This is a genomic window from Bradyrhizobium ingae (assembly GCF_055791185.1).
The window spans coordinates 64,548-83,064 of sequence record NZ_JBVUBB010000016.1 but is presented as its reverse complement, the minus strand read 5'-3'; the positions used below and the strand labels follow the sequence as shown (position 1 = coordinate 83,064).

The 18,517-nt window shown below is 63.9% G+C and carries 17 protein-coding genes; 9 read left to right on the top strand and 8 right to left on the bottom strand.

The genetic code is table 11. From position 1 onward, the window contains the following. Positions 1 to 143: 143 nt before the first annotated feature. The 3 genes from ACV1FX_RS22685 to ACV1FX_RS22675 all read right to left on the bottom strand — a co-directional run bounded on the left by ACV1FX_RS22685 (position 144) and on the right by ACV1FX_RS22675 (position 3,155). Entirely contained in the window at positions 144 to 1,061 is a 918-nt protein-coding gene (locus ACV1FX_RS22685) for an aldose epimerase family protein (protein WP_473119785.1), read from the bottom strand. Between the two features lie 180 nt (positions 1,062 to 1,241). Further along, a complete protein-coding gene (locus ACV1FX_RS22680) occupies positions 1,242 to 1,973 on the bottom strand; it encodes an RraA family protein (protein WP_473119784.1) in 732 nt (243 codons plus the stop codon). A gap of 303 nt (positions 1,974 to 2,276) precedes the next feature. Next, positions 2,277 to 3,155: a LysR family transcriptional regulator gene (locus ACV1FX_RS22675; protein WP_473119783.1), complete on the bottom strand. Its 879-nt coding sequence runs from the start codon at positions 3,153 to 3,155 to the stop codon at positions 2,277 to 2,279. A 124-nt stretch (positions 3,156 to 3,279) separates the two neighbouring features. Between ACV1FX_RS22675 and ACV1FX_RS22670 the strand changes: the two genes are divergently transcribed. From ACV1FX_RS22670 to ACV1FX_RS22660, 3 genes are all read left to right on the top strand, one after another. Then, positions 3,280 to 4,635 (top strand): MFS transporter, encoded by a 1,356-nt coding sequence (locus tag ACV1FX_RS22670; protein WP_473119782.1) that lies wholly within the window; start codon positions 3,280 to 3,282, stop codon positions 4,633 to 4,635. A gap of 37 nt (positions 4,636 to 4,672) precedes the next feature. Continuing rightward, on the top strand, positions 4,673 to 5,869 hold the full coding sequence (locus ACV1FX_RS22665; protein ID WP_473119781.1) for an L-talarate/galactarate dehydratase: 1,197 nt from the start codon (positions 4,673 to 4,675) through the stop codon (positions 5,867 to 5,869). Positions 5,870 to 6,172: 303 nt separating this feature from the next. Further along, positions 6,173 to 8,242 (top strand): methyl-accepting chemotaxis protein, encoded by a 2,070-nt coding sequence (locus ACV1FX_RS22660; RefSeq protein ID WP_473119780.1) that lies wholly within the window; start codon positions 6,173 to 6,175, stop codon positions 8,240 to 8,242. A gap of 136 nt (positions 8,243 to 8,378) precedes the next feature. Here ACV1FX_RS22660 and ACV1FX_RS22655 read toward each other — a convergent pair whose 3' ends face one another. Further along, positions 8,379 to 8,630 (bottom strand): hypothetical protein, encoded by a 252-nt coding sequence (locus tag ACV1FX_RS22655; RefSeq protein WP_473119779.1) that lies wholly within the window; start codon positions 8,628 to 8,630, stop codon positions 8,379 to 8,381. A 207-nt stretch (positions 8,631 to 8,837) separates the two neighbouring features. Here ACV1FX_RS22655 and ACV1FX_RS22650 point away from each other — a divergent pair, with 207 nt between their 5' ends. Both ACV1FX_RS22650 and ACV1FX_RS22645 read left to right on the top strand, forming a co-directional pair. After that, the gene (locus ACV1FX_RS22650; protein WP_473119778.1) at positions 8,838 to 9,737 is read left to right on the top strand and encodes a hypothetical protein; all 900 of its coding nucleotides are present in this window, start codon (positions 8,838 to 8,840) and stop codon (positions 9,735 to 9,737) included. 235 nt (positions 9,738 to 9,972) lie between these two features. Then, complete coding sequence (locus tag ACV1FX_RS22645) at positions 9,973 to 11,553, top strand: GGDEF domain-containing protein (protein ID WP_473119777.1); 1,581 nt, start codon at positions 9,973 to 9,975, stop codon at positions 11,551 to 11,553. A gap of 15 nt (positions 11,554 to 11,568) precedes the next feature. On the opposite strand, the gene ACV1FX_RS22640 is transcribed toward ACV1FX_RS22645, so the two are convergent. After that, complete coding sequence (locus ACV1FX_RS22640; protein WP_473119776.1) at positions 11,569 to 12,129, bottom strand: carboxymuconolactone decarboxylase family protein; 561 nt, start codon at positions 12,127 to 12,129, stop codon at positions 11,569 to 11,571. 73 nt (positions 12,130 to 12,202) lie between these two features. Here ACV1FX_RS22640 and ACV1FX_RS22635 point away from each other — a divergent pair, with 73 nt between their 5' ends. After that, positions 12,203 to 12,418, top strand: coding sequence for a hypothetical protein (locus ACV1FX_RS22635; RefSeq protein WP_473119775.1), 216 nt, complete (start codon positions 12,203 to 12,205; stop codon positions 12,416 to 12,418). 23 nt (positions 12,419 to 12,441) lie between these two features. On the opposite strand, the gene ACV1FX_RS22630 is transcribed toward ACV1FX_RS22635, so the two are convergent. From ACV1FX_RS22630 to ACV1FX_RS22620, 3 genes are read right to left on the bottom strand one after another with little or no spacing between them, the layout of a single operon-like run. Further along, positions 12,442 to 13,014: a peroxidase-related enzyme gene (locus ACV1FX_RS22630; protein ID WP_473119774.1), complete on the bottom strand. Its 573-nt coding sequence runs from the start codon at positions 13,012 to 13,014 to the stop codon at positions 12,442 to 12,444. After that, positions 13,011 to 13,499, bottom strand: a complete 489-nt coding sequence (locus tag ACV1FX_RS22625; RefSeq protein ID WP_473119773.1) for a CMD domain-containing protein — start codon at positions 13,497 to 13,499, stop codon at positions 13,011 to 13,013. Before ACV1FX_RS22625 ends, ACV1FX_RS22630 begins: the two co-directional genes overlap by 4 nt. Further along, entirely contained in the window at positions 13,496 to 14,659 is a 1,164-nt protein-coding gene (locus tag ACV1FX_RS22620) for a PLP-dependent cysteine synthase family protein (RefSeq protein ID WP_473119772.1), read from the bottom strand. Before ACV1FX_RS22620 ends, ACV1FX_RS22625 begins: the two co-directional genes overlap by 4 nt. An 80-nt stretch (positions 14,660 to 14,739) precedes the next feature. On the opposite strand from ACV1FX_RS22620, the gene ACV1FX_RS22615 reads away from it, so the two are divergent. The 3 genes from ACV1FX_RS22615 to ACV1FX_RS22605 are packed head-to-tail and all read left to right on the top strand — an operon-like array spanning position 14,740 to position 18,512. After that, positions 14,740 to 15,720 (top strand): LysR family transcriptional regulator, encoded by a 981-nt coding sequence (locus ACV1FX_RS22615; protein WP_473119771.1) that lies wholly within the window; start codon positions 14,740 to 14,742, stop codon positions 15,718 to 15,720. Next, positions 15,717 to 17,177, top strand: a complete 1,461-nt coding sequence (locus ACV1FX_RS22610; RefSeq protein ID WP_473119770.1) for an NAD(P)-binding domain-containing protein — start codon at positions 15,717 to 15,719, stop codon at positions 17,175 to 17,177. Before ACV1FX_RS22615 ends, ACV1FX_RS22610 begins: the two co-directional genes overlap by 4 nt. Before the next feature lie 27 nt (positions 17,178 to 17,204). Further along, on the top strand, positions 17,205 to 18,512 hold the full coding sequence (locus ACV1FX_RS22605; RefSeq protein ID WP_473119769.1) for a citrate-proton symporter: 1,308 nt from the start codon (positions 17,205 to 17,207) through the stop codon (positions 18,510 to 18,512). Positions 18,513 to 18,517: the final 5 nt, after the last annotated feature.

Genomic DNA, 18,517 nt, shown 5'->3' with positions numbered 1-18,517 from the left:
CTCAGCTTTGGGATTCTGTGCTCGAAGCTTACGCTTGCCGATGGACGCGGTCGATCTCTGCTTCGCCAAGGTTATCCGCTGGCAAAGCCCGAGGCTCATCGGCGCGATCGCTTGCTTTGTCAGGGGGGCTCAGATGCCGGAGCTCACGGCGATGCTGCGTCAGCCGTGCCAAGCGAGATCGTCATAGAGCCGGTCAACGCTTCTCCCGGTTCGAGAACGACCGTTCCGGTGTCCGGGTGCCCCTCGGCGAACAGGTTGAACCCGTCGGCGACATGGCTCACCGGTTCCGTGCAGAGATGTTCTGCACTTGCCGGCCGATGCAGGACGAAGTGGGAAAATACTGAATCTGCCCGCATCTCGATCCGGTCTCCGTTCGTACGGTCGATGACGCACAGACCGCGCCATCCGCTGCGATAAAGCGTCACCTCGCCAGGTGGCAGGGGACCCGCCTCGGCGGGATCAGGGCAATCCCGCGGGAGCGCGGCAAGGTAGTCCGCGGTCACTGGCCAGTCGATCGGGGCGTCGTATGCGATCCGGTCGTCCGGGTCGTGCAGGAAGTAAGGATGCAGGCCGATTCCACCCGGCATCGGCGTTTGCCCATCGTTCCGAAGACACAGGAGGAAGAGAGCGCGGGACGGTTCAAGGTCGATCTCCAGCGTCGCGCTGAACGGCCAGGGCCATTCGGCGCCTCCGCTGTGGACGTATCGCATCTTCACGCGAGATTGGGCCTGCGAGATCGCCTCCCACGTCATCCGGTGCGCATGCCCGTGCAATGTGTGCGGATGGGCGTCGGGATGTGCCGGCAGATCGTATCGCTTGCCTTGGAACAGAAGCGTCCCGTCCTTGACGCGGTTGCTGTAGGGAATGAGCGGATAGATCCCGCCCTTTGGCCAGTGCAGCAATTCCGTCGGTTCGATTCCGTCCGGAAACGGTCGCAACACGTCGCGCGCCAGATTGTCCCCATCGGTGCGACACAGCCGGAGCAGCGTTACGCGTCCGCCTGCTGCTGCGGAAAAGCCGAGACGAGCTGCGCCGGCAATCAACAAAGGCGTCGTACTCATGGAATATCCTTCAAGCCGCTAGGATCACGCATCGCGAGATCTGGTTGAGGTCGCCCGCGAAGCGCTGCGTCGTTCGTGAAGCAATCGAGCAGGGCGCGATGATCGGCGTCGTTGCAGGCCTGGAAGTAATGCCGAATGAGAGCTTCGGCTTGCTAAGCCTTGGTCGGCGCGGTCATCGCCTTATTCCGCCGCCTGCTGACGGGCACGCCATTCGGCATATTCCTTCAGTGTTGCCTCGTTTGGCGGGTAGGTTCCCCAGAGCGGTACGCCGGCATCGATCTTCGTGAACAAGAACTTTTCGCGAAGCTCCTGCTCGTAGGAATCGTTCGCCAGGTCTTCGGCGATCGAGCGCGGCACGACGACGACACCATCACTGTCACCGACAATGATGTCGCCGGGATAGACGGCGACATCGGCGCAGCCGATCGGCAACTGCATATCGACGGCGCGATGGTAAGCAGGGCGTGTCGATGCCGTGTTGGCCGTGCAGTAGGCGGGAAAGGGCATTCTGGAGATTTCCGTTCCGTCGCGGAATGCCCCGTCGGTGATCGCGGCTGCGACGCCCTTGCGCATCATGCGCGTCATCAGCATGTTGCCTGCGGATGCTGCACGGGGATCGTTGCGGCTATCGATCATCAGAACCTGGCCTGCGCCGATTGCTTCGATCGCCTCCCACTGCATGTTGTCTTCGCCGCGCTTGCGCAGATCCGCGAGATCCCAATCCTTGTCTTCGCGCGAGGGAATGAACCGCAGTGTGAAGGCCTCGCCTGCAAAGGACCCGGCATTCGGATTGAGAGGCTTCACACCGACGAGGAACTGCTGGCGATAGTTGCGCTTGAACAGTTGTGTGGTGAGCGTCGCAGTCGAGCAGGCTTTCAGCTTTTCCAGGATTTGGTTTGAAATCGCGGCCATTGTGGTCTCTCTCCAGAGCGATCAGCAATCGAATGACGGACGTGGCGTCGCACCCGGTGCTCTCCTTGACTGGGAGCACCATAACTCTCGTTCGGGCTGGAGGAAGATGCTCCCGTCTGCGGAGACAAACGGGTGTCTCACATCGTAGGAACATGTCGGAGCGAGATATCCCGCCTCATCTTCGACCCGAATGAGACCATGGCGAGCGCGTACGAGCGAGAGGCGGTGCCGCCTACGCTGTCGTCGTTACGGTGAATTCGGACAAGAAATTCCCGCCGAAGGCGATATCGCGCATGCGCGGCCTTAGTTTCTAAAACTCAGTTCGCGCAGACGCGTGAGGAAAGGATTCTTGTTGTCGCTGCGCCATATGGCGTGCAACTCAGCGAACACCGATGAACCAAGCCGGATCGGCCGGAACACGACGTTGTCGAAGCAGGCGTTGCGGGTTTCGCCGGGAACGATCGCAAGGCCCAAACCGGTACTGACAAGTGCGAGAATGGCCTGGGCCTGACTCATCGACTGGACGACGTTCGGGCGAATTCCGGCGGCGGCGAAAGCCAAGGTCAGCAGTGAGTTCATATACGGTCCCGCCTTTGAGTACATGATGAAGGGCTGGCCATCGAGTTGCGCCAGCTCAGGGCGGCGGCGCACCGCCAGCGGGTGCTCGAGCGGAAGGGCGAGCGCTAGTTCCTCGCGAAAAACGCAGGCGCTGCTGATCGAGTCGATCGTCTGCAGCGGCCGCACCAGGCCGAGATCGATCTGTCCCGACTTGAGTGCCTCGAGCTGCTCGCGTGACGTGAGCTCGACGAAGTCCGTCTCGACGTGCGGCAGCTCGTTGCGGAGGCGGGAGGCCAGCCAGGGGAGATATCCGTAGGTGGTCGCGCCGACGAAGCCGATCTTGAGCGAGCCGCCGACACGGACAGCCGTTTCTCGTGCGGCCTTGACCGCATTCTCCCGCTGCTGAAGCAGCGCGCGCGCCTCGACCAGGAAAGCGCGACCGGCAGCTGTCAGTTCGACCGACCGGCTGGTTCGTTCGAGCAGCGTCACGTCGAGCTGTTGCTCAAGCAGCTGGATGTGCCGGCTCAGCGGTGGCTGCGTCATGTTCAGGCGCTTGGCCGCGCGTCCGAAATGGAGCTCGTCGGCCACCGCCACGAAGGCGCGAATTTGTGCGAATTCAATCATCCATACCTATTAGGTATTAATACGATCCAAAATTGAGCTTAGACGTGAATTGATCTGCCGTCTAGGTTCGAGCCCGCGATCGACGCGAGATCGATCCGCAAGAAACATCGACGGAGGACCGAGCATGCCGGGGATGCGGTTGGGGCGAATTCAGTATCGGTTCGTGATCCTGGCGCTGATCACGATGCTTCTGGCGCTAAGCAGCGGCGACCGCGCGACGTTGGCGATCGCCGGTCCCAACATGTCGAAGGACCTGGGCATCAGCCCGGTCGAACTCGGCTGGATGTTCTCTGCATTCGCCTGGGCCTACGTGCTGGCCCACATTCCCGCAGGCTGGATCAGCGACAAGCTCGGGGCGAAGATCACGATATTGGTCGGATTGATGCTGTGGTCGATCGTCACCTTCCTGATGAGCGGCGTGGGATGGTTGGCCTATCCGTTTCTGGCGATGCTGGCATTGCGCTTCCTGCTCGGTGTCTTTGAGGCCCCAGTTGGTCCGGCGGCCGGTCGGATCATCGCTGCCTGGTTTCCGTCGAACGAGCGCGGCATCGCAGGCGCGATCTTCAACAGTGCTCAGTATGTGTCGCTTGTGATCTTCACGCCGCTGATGGGCCTGCTCGATCATCGCTTTGGGTGGGAGCACATCTTCACGGTCATGGGCGTGCTGGGCCTTGCATTCGCCGCCTTGTGGTTCTTCACCTACTTTCCGCCGGCGACTCATCCCAAGGTCAGCAGCGGCGAACTGGACTACATTCGCGCGGGCGGCGGACTTGTGGATCTGGGATCGACGGGAGCCGGCGCGGCCGAACATGCCGGCCCGAAGTGGTCGGATCTCGCCGAGATCTTCCGCAGCCGGATGCTCGTCGGCATCTTTCTCGCACAATACGGCATCAGTTCGATCACCTGGTTCTTCGTTTCCTGGTTTCCCAGCTATCTCGTGAAGGCGCGCGGTTTCTCCGTTCTGGATGCCAGCCTCATCGCAACGATCCCGGCGATCGCGGGCTTCATCGGTGGCGTGGCGACGGGCTTCTTCTCGGATTGGCTGCTCAAGACAAGCGGATCGCTCGGCGTCGCGCGAAAGACCCCGATTACGATCGGCCTGTTGATGACGATGCTGATCATCGGTTGCAACTACACCGACTCCACCGCCCTCATCCTGGTTCTGATGAGCGCGGCCTTCTTCGGAAAGGGATTTGGGTCACTTGGCTGGACCGTCGTCGCCGATACCGCACCGAAGGAGGTGGTCGGACTCACCGGCGGCGTATTTAACGCCATCGGCAATACGGCCGGCATCGTGACGCCCGTTGCGATCGGTTACATCCTGGCGGCGACCGGATCCTTCAACGGCGCGCTGCTCTATGTGGGCTTGCACGGCTTGCTCGCGATTATCAGCTATTGGGTCGTCGTAGGTCCGATCCAGCGCATGGTCATTCGGGAGAGCGCACAGCTGCCTGGCGGCGCTCCCGTTCCCGCTGAATAGAACATTCCCTCAAAGCAACACATAGGAGAAAGCAGAGATGAGCTTCGTGCAAAATACACCGCGCATTATCGCCAACCCGCTTGCGGCAGGATTGGCCCCGGGCGAGGCCACGACCGACCGGATCGCCTGGGTCAAGCTGTCGCTGGTCTTTCTGCCGCTTGCAGCGCCGATCAGCGATGCGAAGGTTCTCACCGGCCGGCAGAAGCCGCTGACCGAAATCGCATTCCTGTTCGCCGAAATCGAGACCGAGCAGGGACACAGCGGCATCGGCTACAGCTATTCCAAGCGCGCGGGAGGTCCCGGCCAATTCGTTCACGCAAAGGAGATCGCCGGCGAACTCATCGGCGAAGATCCGAATGATATCGCGCGCATCTGGGACAAGCTCGTCTGGGCCGGCGCGTCGGTCGGCCGTAGCGGCCTCTCCACGCAGGCGATCGCGGCGTTCGATATCGCGCTCTGGGACCTGAAGGCCAAGCGCGCGAAGCTGCCCCTCGCCAAGCTGCTCGGCGCGCATCGCGATTCCGTGCGCTGCTACAACACGTCGGGCGGCTACCTCTCCATGCCCATCGAAGAGGTCAAGGAGCGCGTCTCCATGGCGCTCGAAAAGGGCATCGGCGCGATCAAGCTCAAGGTCGGCCAGCCCGACCCGATGGTCGATCTGCAGCGCATCGAAGCCGTGCGCAAGCACATCGGCGATGTTCCGCTGGCCATCGATGCCAACCAGCAGTGGGACCGCACCACCGCGCTGCGATTCGGCCGCATCGCCGAACAGTACAGCCTGACCTGGATCGAGGAGCCGCTCGACGCCTACGACTACGAAGGACATGCCGCGCTGGCTGCGGAGCTCGCGACGCCGATCGCCACCGGCGAGATGTTGACCAGCGTGGACGAGCACTATGAGCTGATCCGGCACAACTCCGTCGATTTCATCCAGCCCGATGCGCCGCGGGTCGGTGGTATCACACCGTTCCTCAAAATCCTCGCGCTTGCCGATCACAAGAAGCTGCAGCTCGCGCCGCACTATTGCATGGAGATCCATCTCCATCTCACGGCCGCCTATGGCCGCGAGCCGTGGGTCGAGCATTTCGAATGGTCGGAAGCGATGTTCAACGAAACGCTGGAGGTTCGCAACGGCCGCATGATCGTGCCGAACCGTCCCGGACTCGGCTTCAGCCTTTCGGAGCAGGCACGCGCGTGGACGCGAAGCACTCACGAGGTCGGAAAGCGGCCGTAATGACGAAGCCGGTCTGGCTCGGGCGACCGAGCCAGACGTCCGGGCCCGATTTCCCGGGCAGCGATCCAAACAGCGGCTGCAAAAGCCGCGAGCGTTCTTAATTCATCTGAGTGGGGGAATGCTGGAACAGCCGCGGTCGCTCAGCCATCGCTTTGCTGAGAATGGGAGTCTAGATGCCTGTCTCATCATGTGAGACAAGTATCTGCTCGGGAGCGTCGTGGTTAGCCATTAACTCAGCGGAAGGACCATCAGACTAGATTCGCGGCACGTTCAACGGCTCGTCCGGGGGGATGACTCAGCCAAATGCGAATCCGCAGCCTGTTTCTGGTCAGTTTCTGCCTGGTGGCGACGCCGAGCATCGTCGGGTCGGTGTGGTTTGCGCATCGAACCTGGGAGGGGATGCGTGATGGGCAGGCTGCCATTTCCGCCATGCGGACGGTCAGCGATGCTCAGCGTGCGCAATTCGCGATAGCGCTTGAATTCGGCGGCATCGGCCCGTCCCTGCTCAGCGACACGCCCGATATTGAATCCGCCCGGAAAACCGCCGCTGAAGCCGACAAGCTCATCAACAGGGCGATCGACAGCGCGTTGGCAGCCGGCATCGATGCGCAGCCATCGCGCGAGATCGCTCGCTCGGCCGCACAGCTGCGAGAGAAAGCCTTGGCGGCCCTGGCGCAGCCTGTCGGGCAGCGCGACCCCGCTTTGCGCAATGCGGCCCTTACCATCCGGAACACCGGCACGGAGACCCTGCAGAAACTCTCTGAAGTGGCCTCCTCCCAGCTCTCGCGCCGCGCTCCGGACATCGTTCCGCTGGTCGAGATCGCCAACACCGTGACAATCCTGCGCGACACCGTCGGGCGTCGCAACGGCGCTCTCACGGCCTGGGTCGGCGGCGCGCCGGTCACGGCCGAAGGTGTCGAGACCGCGGTCATGCTCACCGGCCGCGCCGCGCTGGCCTGGGAAACTCTGGTTCGCTTCGTGCAGGCGATTCCCGGAAATGAAGGATTGCTTCGGGCGCTCGAGACACAGCGGCAGAATTATCTCGATCGATCGGAACCGCGCTGGCGGGCCGCGCTGAAGCTCGCCTCCGGCGCGCTCGCCGCGAATACTGCCGCCGTCTGGCCCGAAAAGATGGAACAGTGGCGGGCCTGGGCGATGCCGGCTCAATTCGCGATCCTTGATATGCGCGATGCGGCGTTGGACGAGGCGCTTGCCCGTGCCGCCGCCATCGCGGAAGCGGCGACGCTCGGCTTCGTCACGGCAATCTCCCTGGTTATCTTCATCCTCGCGCTGACGATTGCCAGTATCGTGGTCTTGTTGCGTCGATTGATGCGGCCTCTGCATCGGCTCACCGGCACGCTCGGAGAGATTGCGGAAGGCCATCTCGAGATCGAGGTGCCCGGATGTGAAAGGGCGGACGAACTGGGCCAGATGGCACAGGCGATCGAGACCTTGCGCAAAGGATCTCAGGAGCGAATAGCTCTTGCCGCTGCCCAGCGCGAAACGCAACAGGCGGAGCTCGCAAGGGCGAGGCGGGTCGACGAGCTCCTCAACCACTTCGAAACCGAAACCACGGCCGTGCTGAGCGTCGTTGCCTCGGCCGCGACCGAGCTGGATGCGACGGCCACGAGCATGTCGACCATCGCTGCAGATGGAATGCGTCGCGCAGGCGCCGTATCGACTGCATCGGAGGAAGCCAGCAAGAGCGTGCGTGCCGTCGCTGCTGCCACGGAGGAGTTGAGCGCCAGCATTTCGACGGTTGCCGAGCAGATGGGAGAAAGTGCGCGTCAGGCAGCAGCCGCGTCCGCTGCGGTCGGTCAGGCCGGTGCGACGGTCAGCGGTCTTTCGGACGCGGCCGGTCGCATCGGAAAGGTGATGGAACTGATCAACAGCGTCGCGGAGCAGACAAGGTTATTGGCGCTCAACGCGACGATCGAGGCGGCGCGCGCCGGCGAGGCGGGTAGAGGATTCGCAGTGGTCGCGGCGGAAGTACGATCCCTCGCCAATCAAACGGCACGCGCAACGAGCGAGATTGAAGAGCAAATCGTTGCAATGCAGTCGGAGACAGGTCGCACCGTCGATGCGATTTCCGAGGTGAGTGCCCTGATCGAAGGGCTCAATCGGACCAGCGGTCTTGTCGCCGAGGCAGCCTCGCAGCAGGCGGCGGCAACTCAGGAGATAGGACGGGCAGTCGTCCAGTCCGCACAGGGTACGGACGCCACCTCCGAGCATGCCTCCGGGGTCAGCGAGGACGCTCAACGTACCGGCGCTGCGGCAAGCGAGGTGCAGGCCGCTTCGGCCGAGCTGGCGCAACGCACCGAAAATCTCAGGGCGCAGATGGAGCAGTTCCTCGTCTCCTTGCGCGCGGCTTGAGCTCAGGCTCGCGCTAAAGGCCGTATCCGCGAACGACTGCGTCGCGGTCCGCACCAGGTCGATCCGCATCGTGATGCCGAGCTTCTTCGCGATCGGCCCATGCTACCGTCTCCGGCAATGGGAGAAGGAGGAAAGCTCACCCTCTTGCGCCCAGCACCGCCCGGGCCGCTGCCACATACTCCCGCCAATGCGTTTCCGCGTAGCGCCCGGCCTGTCGCGCGCAAATGATGTCGGGTGCGTGCGCGGCTGCGATCAACCGGGCGAAATGCTCTTCGGCGACCGTCATGTCCGCCGCATCGGTGGTCGAAGCGAAAGCGCTGCCTGTGGCCTGTGGTGCCGCGACGAGTCCTGCCATTCCGGCCAGCAAAACACGGCGTGATGTCTTCATTGCATTTATCCTCTCTGATCCTGGTCGCATGAGCTTGGCAGGCGAGTGTGTCGTTGCGATCACGGCAGGGTAACGATGCGCGGCCGGACAGTCCACAGATTGCGGATACGGCTTGACGCTGTAGGCGATCGCGGCCCAACTTACGCGAAGCATTCTCCACAAAAGCGTCATTCCGTGGGCTGTCGCATGGCCGGTGCAAGTCGAACAATGAGCGCTCGCGCCGCTGCTTCACTGCGCCAGGCGGTGCTTGGTTGCGTCGCGTGCATTTATGCATCCGGCATAGCGTTCGCCGCCGAGAACGACGAGGACGATGCGGCAAAGCCCTCGGTCCCCAACATCTATCTCGACCTCAGGACGATTTATGCGGCCATTCCGGCCGGCACGCTCGGCCTCGGTTTCGGCAATTCCTCGCTGTCGACCGCGCTTGAAGCGCTGGCCGCGCTGAGAAGCGTCTCACTTCCCCGCGGCCTGCCGGCGGCGCAGTCGATCGCGGTCGATCTGCCGCTCACCGTCGACGTCAGTGATCGGGTGTCGCTCTATGGTGGCGTATCCGGCAGCACGACCAATCTCGGCACCAGCGGTTGGTCGTCATTTGTCATCACGAGTTGGAACATAGGCATTCAGGCTGATCTCTATCAGCAGAACGGCGGGCGCATTCCGACCATCACGCTGCAATCGACGCTGACACAATCGGTGCCCAACGAACCCGGCGTCACAACGTCGTTCAACAATATCCTGGAGTTCGATTACGCGCTCGACGAGGACGAAACGCGCGGCTGGCTGGCCGGCGTGCAGTATACCCGCACGGATATCGCCAGCCCATTCGCCAGCATCAATCCGAACACGATCGTCTATGCCGGCGGCTATTATCAATGGCCGAGCAACTGGAAATTCACCGGCCGCTTGGGTGCGCAATCCTTCGGCGGGGCACGGCTCGGTGGCCTGGCGCAGATCCAGCCCTTCACCCAGCCGATCCTGCGGCTCGATCTGGACCGCATGGACGACAACGACAACCGCCTGTTCGGCATCACGGCGCAAATCGCGTGGATGCCGAAACCGTCTTACCAGGTAACGCTGCGGACGCCGCTTTACGCGGTGCGCAACTGACTTCCAGCGTGGTGGATTTTCGGTAAAGCAAACCTGCCGCAATTGCCCGGATGACGGTGCTGTGCGTACGCTCGCGCTCATTGATGGACAAAGGTTTTTTCATGCGCCGACCGTCGCCTGCCAGCCTTGTCCGATCAACAGATCGTTAGCCTTCCCTGTTGAATCGCCAGCTGCGTTATCCCGCCGCAAGGAGCATTGCGGCAGACTGAAAACCGGTTTCGTCTGGGAGGTCGTGATGCCCCGCTTGACGCCGGAACGAACGTTTCTGGCCGGGAAGATTATCTTCAACTTTGGGCAATCGTCGCTCGATTGCGTGGTGCGCCGCATGTCGGAGGAAGGCGCCACGCTCCAATTCGAGACCGGCCTTGGCGTACCCGACCAATTCCAGTTGAAGCTTGCCGACGACGAGTTGCTGGCGTGCCGCGTGGTCTGGCGTTCCGATCGCGAGATCGGTGTCGCGCTCGGCAGGGCCGCAGGCGAGACGAGAAGCGAGGAGCCCTCGGCGCGACGCGGCGATGCCTTGATGCGCAGCCAGATGCTGGCGCTGCGCGCCGCGCTCGATCACGTGCCGACCGGCATCGTGCTGCTCGACCCGCAGCTCAGGGCGCGCCTGATCAATCGGTCATTCCGCCAGATGTGGCGGTTGCCCGAGGAGGTCGCCGACAGCAATCCCTCTATCCTCACGTTGCTCTATCATGGACGGGATACCGGCGCTTACGAAGTGCCGGCCGCCGACCTCGATGCGCTCGTTGCAAGGCGCGTTCGCCAGATTGAGGCGGGAGACCCGACGCCGGTCGATCTGCGCCGAACAAACGGTGATGTCATGCGCGTCCAGTGCACCCCTCTGCCTGACGGCGGGCGGATGCTGACCTACACGCCCGTCACTGACATCGTGCGCGCCTCCGACGAGCTCAAGCTGCTGCGGGACGCGCTGGAGAACGTCCAGGACGGCGTGCTTCTGCTCGATTCCGACCTGAACGCGAGCTTCATGAACCGGCGGATGCGGCGGTTCTGGGAGGTCAGCGAGGAGGAAGCGGCAAGCCGGCCGGCCTACGCGTCGCTGGTGCGGCGCGTGCATCGTGCCAGCGCGCCGGATCTTCTCCCAGGCGAGCTCGCGAAATTTCCGGCCAAACGTGTCGAAGAGGTCAAGGCCGGCGATCACGTGCGCGACCTTCAGACGCCAGATGGCAGACGCATTCGCGCTCATTGCACGACGATGTCGAATGGCGGCCGCATGCTGACCTATGTCGACATCTCCGACCTCACGCAGAAGGCCAAGATGCTGGAGACGCTGGCCACCACCGATCCGCTCACCGGCCTTTTCAACCGGCGCCATTTCCTGGAAAGCCTCGATGCTGAATGGAGCCGTTTCCAGCGCTACTATCGCTCGGTATCGGTCTTGATGCTCGACATCGATCACTTCAAGTCGGTCAACGATCGCTACGGCCATGCGGTCGGCGATGCCGCGATCAAGACGGTCGCTGCCGCGTGCCTCGATGGCAAGCGCAAGTCAGATATCATCGGCCGCCTTGGCGGCGAGGAGTTTGCGGTTCTCCTGCCCGAAACCAGCCTGTCCCGCGCGCGAACGGTCGCCGAGCGCATCCGGAAGCGCGTGATGAGCTCGCTTATCGCCGCCCATAAGATCCAGTTCGGCGTCACCGTGAGCATCGGCATCGCCGAGGCCAGCGTCAGCATGTCCGGCACCGATGCGTTGATGAGCGCGGCCGATCACGCGCTCTACCAGGCCAAGGCGGAAGGCCGCAATCGCTGCATTGCCTGGTCGCCCCCGCCGCCCGCAAGCAAGGCGGCGGAGTAATCGCGGAAGCCGCTTCTAGTCCGGCACCGGCACGTCGAACGTGTTCAGCGTAACCGAGACCATGCAATAGATGCCGACGAGATAGGACAATTCGGCCGCCCCGTGCTCGCCGAACTCCTTCACCGCCGCGCGCCAGGTCAGCTCGGGGAGCACGCCGCCGCTGACCAGCGCGGATGCCATGTCGTAGGCGACGGCCTCCTGCTTGGTCAGGTCGACCGGCCGCTGGCCGGCGACGATGGTCGCAAGCTTCTCATCCGACAGGCCGCGCTGCTCGGCGACCAGCACATGGGCATAGAGCTCGTAGCCGGAGCGGAAATGCGAGCCGGTGACGAGGATCGCGACCTCGCGCACCGGCGCCGGCAGCAGCGGATTCGATGCGATCGCCTTGACCAGATCCCACACCGGCTTGCCGAAACGCGGTTCGCGGAGCCACGGATTCCACGGGCCGAGCAGCGCGCCGTCCTCGCGCATGTTCACAAAGCCCTTGAAATGATCCTTGATGCCCGCTCGCATGTCGTCATACAGCGGCTTCTGCTCGGCGGTCAGCTCTTTCGGATCGAGAATGGGAAGGCGCATGGCAGCTCTCCTCGTTCAGGGAGTGGCGAACGTTGCCCGGGTAGCGGCGCAAGGCAAGTGAAGTTGCCGTGACATGCGCGTCGCGATCCTGGTGGCATGGAGACGCCGCCACAACCGTGCTATGTCTTGGCAGGAGTCGCAGGCCGTCGCGGATGTTGAGCTGTTATTGCGCGAAGCGATCTACTTCCGCCTTCTCTTCTTTGGCGGCTCCTTGGCCTTGCTGGGCGGTTATCTCCTTTGGACCGATTTTCTGGCGCCGTCGCTCCACATCCGGACTTGGGAGGACTAAGTTCGAGCCACCTACGTTCGGCATCACGCTCGCGGTTCGCCCAGCGTGTGCATCAGCCGGTTGGCCCAGCCGAAGATCGCGGCCGACAGCACGAGGTCGAGTTGCTCGAGCTCGCTGAGACCGGCGTCTGCCAGGCGCTGCGCGTCCTCCGTCGTGGCCTCGATCGGCGTCGTCGATAACTTCGTGGCGAAATCGAACAGAGCCTGCTGTCGCGCCTCCAGCGTGGCGTCGCGCTCGTCGGCAAAGATCTCCTCGACGACATCGTTCTGCCCCGTGAGGCCGATGAAGCGCGAGGCATGGACGGCCGCGCAATAGATGCAGCGGTTGACGATGGAGGCGCTGAGCGCGCCGAGCTCGCGCTCGGCAGAGGACAAGCCGTCCTTGCCGTACATGATCATGTTGAACAGCGGCGAGCGGACCTCGAGCGATTCCGGATCATGCGCCAGCGTCAGCACGTAAGGCGACACGCCCTTGTTCGACGGCGTGACCTTCATCGCCGCGAGCTGCTCCGGCGTTGCGGAGGCGAGCTCAACCGGGGTGACGTAGGGCGACCAGGTCGGGATCGTGGCGGTGAAGGTGTGAACGACCTCGCTCATCGGGCCTCGACTGCCTTGAGAAGTTTCAGGCCGGCAACGACCCGCAACTGATAGTTCACGAAAGCGGCCAGCTCCGACAGCCGCACGATGTCGGCCTCGCTGACCCCGGCGGCCTTCAGCGTCTCGACGTCCTGTCGCGTCGCCTCGCGCGGGGAGACCGTGAGGAGGTCGGCGTGGCGCGCCATGGCGTCGTTCAGCGCATTGCCGCAAGTGCCGCCGGGCTCGGCGAGGGCGGCGACATCCAGATCATGCGAGTGCGCGAGATAGGATTCGTAGTGTGCGGTCAGCGCGGCATCGCCGACATGCCGGCACATGCGCGCCGCGAGCGCCGCGCGCAGGCCGTGGCTCAGTCCGCCCGGCTCTCGCGGCACCAGCACCGCGTCATGGGCGGCTTCGCTCAGGCGCAAAATCTCGGCGCGCGCTCTCAGTGCCTGGCCAAGCCGTGACCCCTCGGGCACGCCGGCCATCGTCTCGATCAGCGTCACGCGCCACCTCGCGAGCTCTGCGGGTTTGCCACATCCGCGACCGCAAAGCCGAGCGGCTTTCCCGTCTCCAGGAACGCCGACAACTCGGTTTCATAGGGCGCGGGATCGAGCCCGCGTGCGGCCAGCCATTGCGGCTCGTAATAAGTCTGGCGGTAGCGCTCGCCGGAGTCGCAGATCAGCGTCACCAGCGATCCAGTCTCGCCCGCGTTGCGCATCTCGCCAGCGAGCCGGCACAGCGCCAGGAAGTTGGTGCCGGTGGAGCCGCCGACCGCGCGGCGCAGCCGGCGGGTCAGAAGATTCATCGCCGCGATCGTCGCGGCGTCCGGGATCTTCATCATGCGGTCGACCACGCCGGGCACGAAGGAGGGCTCGCAGCGCGGACGGCCGACGCCTTCGATCAGCGAGGGCCGCTCGCAAACTTGCGTGCGGTCCTGGGTGCGGAAGCAGTCGAAGAAGGCGGAATGCTCGACGTCGGCGACGCAAAGTCGCGTCGGATATTGCCGATAACGCAAATAGCGCCCGATGGTCGCCGAGGTGCCGCCGGTGCCGGCACCCATCACGATCCAGTCCGGCACCGGGCGCGGCTCGCCCTTGAGCTGGGTGAAGATCGACTCGGCGATGTTGTTGTTGCCGCGCCAGTCGGTGGCGCGTTCGGCAAAGGTGAACTGGTCCATGTAGTGGCCGTTCAGCCGGGTGGCGAGCGCGGCGGCCTCGGCATAAAGCGCGCGGCCGTCGTCGATCAGATGGCAGTTGCCGCCATAATGCTCGATCGCGGCGATCTTTTCTGCCGAGGTGGTGCGCGGCATCACCGCGTAGAAGGGTACGCCGATCATCTGCGCGAAATAGGCTTCCGAGACCGCCGTCGATCCCGACGACGCCTCGACCACAGGCGTGCCTTCGCGGATGTGGCCGTTGCAGAGTGCATAGAGGAACAGCGACCGCGCCAGGCGATGCTTCAGGCTGCCGGTCGGATGAGTCGATTCATCCTTGAGATAGATGTCGATGCCGGCGAGCGCCGGCACGATCAGGCGGATCAGGTGCGTATCCGCCGAACGGCACTGGTCGGCCTCGATCGCCGCCACGGCCTCGTCCGCCCAGCCGCGCCTGTAGGCCGGTCCAGCCGGATCTTGATGGCGAAAAGGAACGGGCTCCTTTGGCATGGCAAAAATCTCTCATAATTCGACTTGCGCATCAAGAAATATTGTTCATGCTGTATTTGAATAATGCAAGCAGCCCATCCATGAACAATGAAATTATCGACATTCGGCTCTTGGAGGCCTTCGCCGCGGTGATGTCGGCCGGCAGCATCACCGGCGCGGCTCGGCTGCTCGGCCGCTCGCAGTCCGTCGTGACGCGGCAGATCCAGGACCTCGAGGCCGATGTCGGCTATCTTCTGTTCACCCGCAATGGTCCGCGCATCAGCCCGACGGCGAAGGGCGTGCTGTTTCATGCCGAGGTCGAGCGGCTCTTGATGGGCCTGAAGCACATCCGTCAGCGCGCCAACGCGATCGGCGCCGGTGCGCTTCCGGTGCTGAGCCTCGCCGCAATCCCGGCGCTCGCCGCGGGCTTCGTCCCGGCTGCGCTGGCCGCGCTGGAGCGCGGACTCTTGCCCGGCCAGGTGCATGTGCAGGCGCTCTCGGCCGAGAACGTCGTGCAATCGGTGCTGTCGCAATCGGTGGATTTCGGGCTCGCCAGCCTGCCGGTCCAGCATCCCGGCCTCGACGTGCACTGGGTCTGTGAGGTGCCGTGTGTCGCTTGCGTCGCGATGGATCATCCGCTCGCGAAGAAGAAGGCGATCCGGCTGAAGGATCTCAGCGGCGGCCGTCTTCTGACGATGGCCAATCCCTACCGGCTGCGCCGCCGGGTGGACGAAGCGCTGGAGCGCGAGGGCGTGACACCCGCGGAGATCATCGACACCAATTCCTCGATGACCGCGATCGCGATGGCCAAGCAGTCGCTCGGCGTCGCCATCGTCGAGCCGGTGCTGACGTCGAGCCTTCCGGTGGAAGGCGTTGTCGTCAGGCGTCTCGATGTCTCTATTCCTTTCCTGTTCGCTGCACTCTCGCCAACCGGGCGCGAGTTGACGCCCACCGTTGCCTCCCTCAACGACGCGCTGCGCGCGGCGGTGGCGCTGATGCCCGGCGCCAAGCTGCACAACGGCGCGGCCGCAAGCCTCGAGCCCGATGAGGTGGTCGACGCATTCGAGAAAGCCAGTTCATGACGACGATGACGCCAAACGCGGCCGGCCTCGCGGCGCTCGAAGAGCGACTCAAGCAGGATCTGTCCTGGCTGGAACTGCCGGCCAAATCCTGGGTGCCGCGTCGCGTGGTGGATGGCGAGGCCGTGGTCGACGTCGTGATCGTCGGCGCCGGCATGGCCGGCCTCGTCGCATCGGCCATGCTGAAGCGGCTCGGCGTCGACAACCACCTCGTGCTCGACCGTGCGCGCGCGGGCGAAGAGGGGCCATGGGTCACCTTCGCGCGGATGCGTACGCTACGCTCGCCGAAGGAATTGACCGGTCCTGCGATGGGCATGCCGGCGCTGACATTCCGCGCATTCTACGAAGCGCAATATGGCCGCGACGCCTGGAAGGCGCTCGACCGCGCGCCGCGCACGATGTGGATGGATTATCTCGTCTGGTATCGCAAGGTGCTCAACCTGCCGGTCCGCAACGAGGTGACGGTCGAGCGCATCCACGCGCGTGCCGACGAGCTGTTCGAGCTCGATGTCAGCGAGCGCGGCGCGTCGCAAAGAATCCTGGCGCGCCATGTCGTGCTGGCGACGGGACGCGACGGCCTTGGCAGCGCCTACGTGCCGCCGCTCGTGAACAGCATCGACCGGCGGTTCTGGGCGCATTCGTCCGATGCGATCGACTTCGAGAAGCTCGGCGGCAAGCGCGTTGCCGTGGTCGGGGCCGGCGCATCGGCGATGGACAATGCGGCGGTGGCGCTGGAGACCGGCGCTGCGCGGCTCGACCTCTTCATTCGGCGCGCGGACATTCCGCGCATCAACAAATTCACGGGCATCGGCAGCCAGGGCGTCGTGCACGGCTTTGCCGGCCTCGCTGACGAGTGGAAATGGCGCTTCCTCGATCACACTATGAAAGCGCAGACGCCGCCACCGCGCCAGAGCGTGCTGCGCGTCTCGGCGTACCCCCATGCGCATTTCCATCTCGCAAGCCCGATCGACGATCTCGTCGTCGAAGGCGATCATCTCGTCGTGACGACGCCGAAGGGTCGCTATGAGACCGACTTCATCATCTTCGGCACCGGCTTCAAGGTCGACCTGGCGTTGCGGCCCGAGCTTAGGGAATTCGCGCCGCATATCCGGTTCTGGCGCGATCGTTTCCCGACGCCTGCAGGCATGGACAATGCCGAGCTGGAAGGCTCGCCCGACCTCGGCGACATCTTCCAGTTTCAGGAGAGGGTGGCCGGCGCCTGTCCGATGCTGTCGCGGCTCTACGGCTTCAACTATCCGGCAACGCTCAGCCACGGCAAGCTCTCCGGCGATATCCCCGCGATCAGCGAAGGCGCCGACCGGCTCGCACGCGGCATCGTTCGTCGCCTCTTCGTCGAGGATCGCGAGATTCACTTCGCCAATTTCAAGGCGTTCGCCACGGCCGAGATCCTTGGCGACGAATGGATCGACGCCGACGCCACCCATCAACCCGCCGAGTAACCCAGCAACCGGACAGGCAAGCGCGAGATGCAGACGAACAGAAAAGCCATCGTGGCGGCGATCGCCGGAAACGCGATGGAGTGGTACGACTTCACGGTGTTCGCGCTGATGACGCCGGTCATCAAGAACCTGTTCTTCCCGGTCGACCCGAAAGTCCCGGGCAGCGAGATCAACGCGCTGCTGCTCACCACCGCGCTGTTCGGCACCGGCTTCTTCATGCGGCCGGTCGGCGGTCTCGTGCTCGGCTATTTCGGCGACCGCAAGGGGCGGAAGGCGGCGATGACGCTCGGCATGGGAATCATGGCGCTCTCGGTCGCGCTACTCGCGTTGACGCCAACCTATGCGACGGCCGGCATCGCCGCGCCGCTGATCGTGCTGCTGGCGCGGCTGCTCCAGGGTTTTTCCGTCGGGGGTGAGTTCGGCACCTCGACCGCCTATCTGATCGAGGCGGCGCCTGCCGGCCGTACCGGATTCTACGGCTCCTGGCAGATCGCAGGCCAGCTCATGGCGAACGTGCTGGGCGCGGTGCTCGGTGCCATCCTCACGCTCACCTTCACCCAGGAGCAGCTTGCGGCCGGCGCCTGGCGCATTCCGTTCTTCGTCGGCCTCGTGATCGTTCCGATCCTGCTCTACATGCGCGCCAAGGTGGTCGAGCCCGAAGCTTCCCAGCGCAACATGGCAACCGTGCACAAGGAGCGCTTCATCGCCGCGCTGAAACATCCTGGTCGCAATTTCCTGATCGGCATGGGCATGGTGGTCGCGAGCGCGGTCTCGTTCTACGTCACGTTCGGCTACACCGTTACCTATGCCAAGGAGGTGCTGAAGCTGCCGTTGATGCAGAGTTTTCTGGTGCAGATGATCGCGGCGATCGTCATGGTGGTCGTCGTCCCCGTTGCCGGCGCCGTCTCCGACCGCTATCCGCGCAAGCCGCTGCTTCTCGCCTCGCTCACCGGCTATTTCATCTCGCTCTATCCGCTCTATGCCTGGGTGATCTCCGAGCCGTCGATCGCGAAGCTCCTGGTCGCCCAGGTCGTGATCGGATTCTTCAGCGCGTTCTTCCTCGGCGTCTACTGCACCACGCTGGTCGAGCTGTTCCCGATCCGCGTCCGTTCGACGGCGCTTGCGATCGTCAACAATATCGCGGTGCTGATCTTCGGCGGCTTCGCCCAGTTCTTCGTGACCTGGCTGATCGCGCTCACGGGCTCCCCGCTCGCGCCGATCTTCTATGTCATGATCGGCGTCGGCCTCGGTCTGATCTCGGTGATCGCGATGCGGCCCGAGGACAGCGAGCGCGGCGTGGCTGCGGCGGAGCGCGTCGCCGAACAGGTCTCGTGACTGGC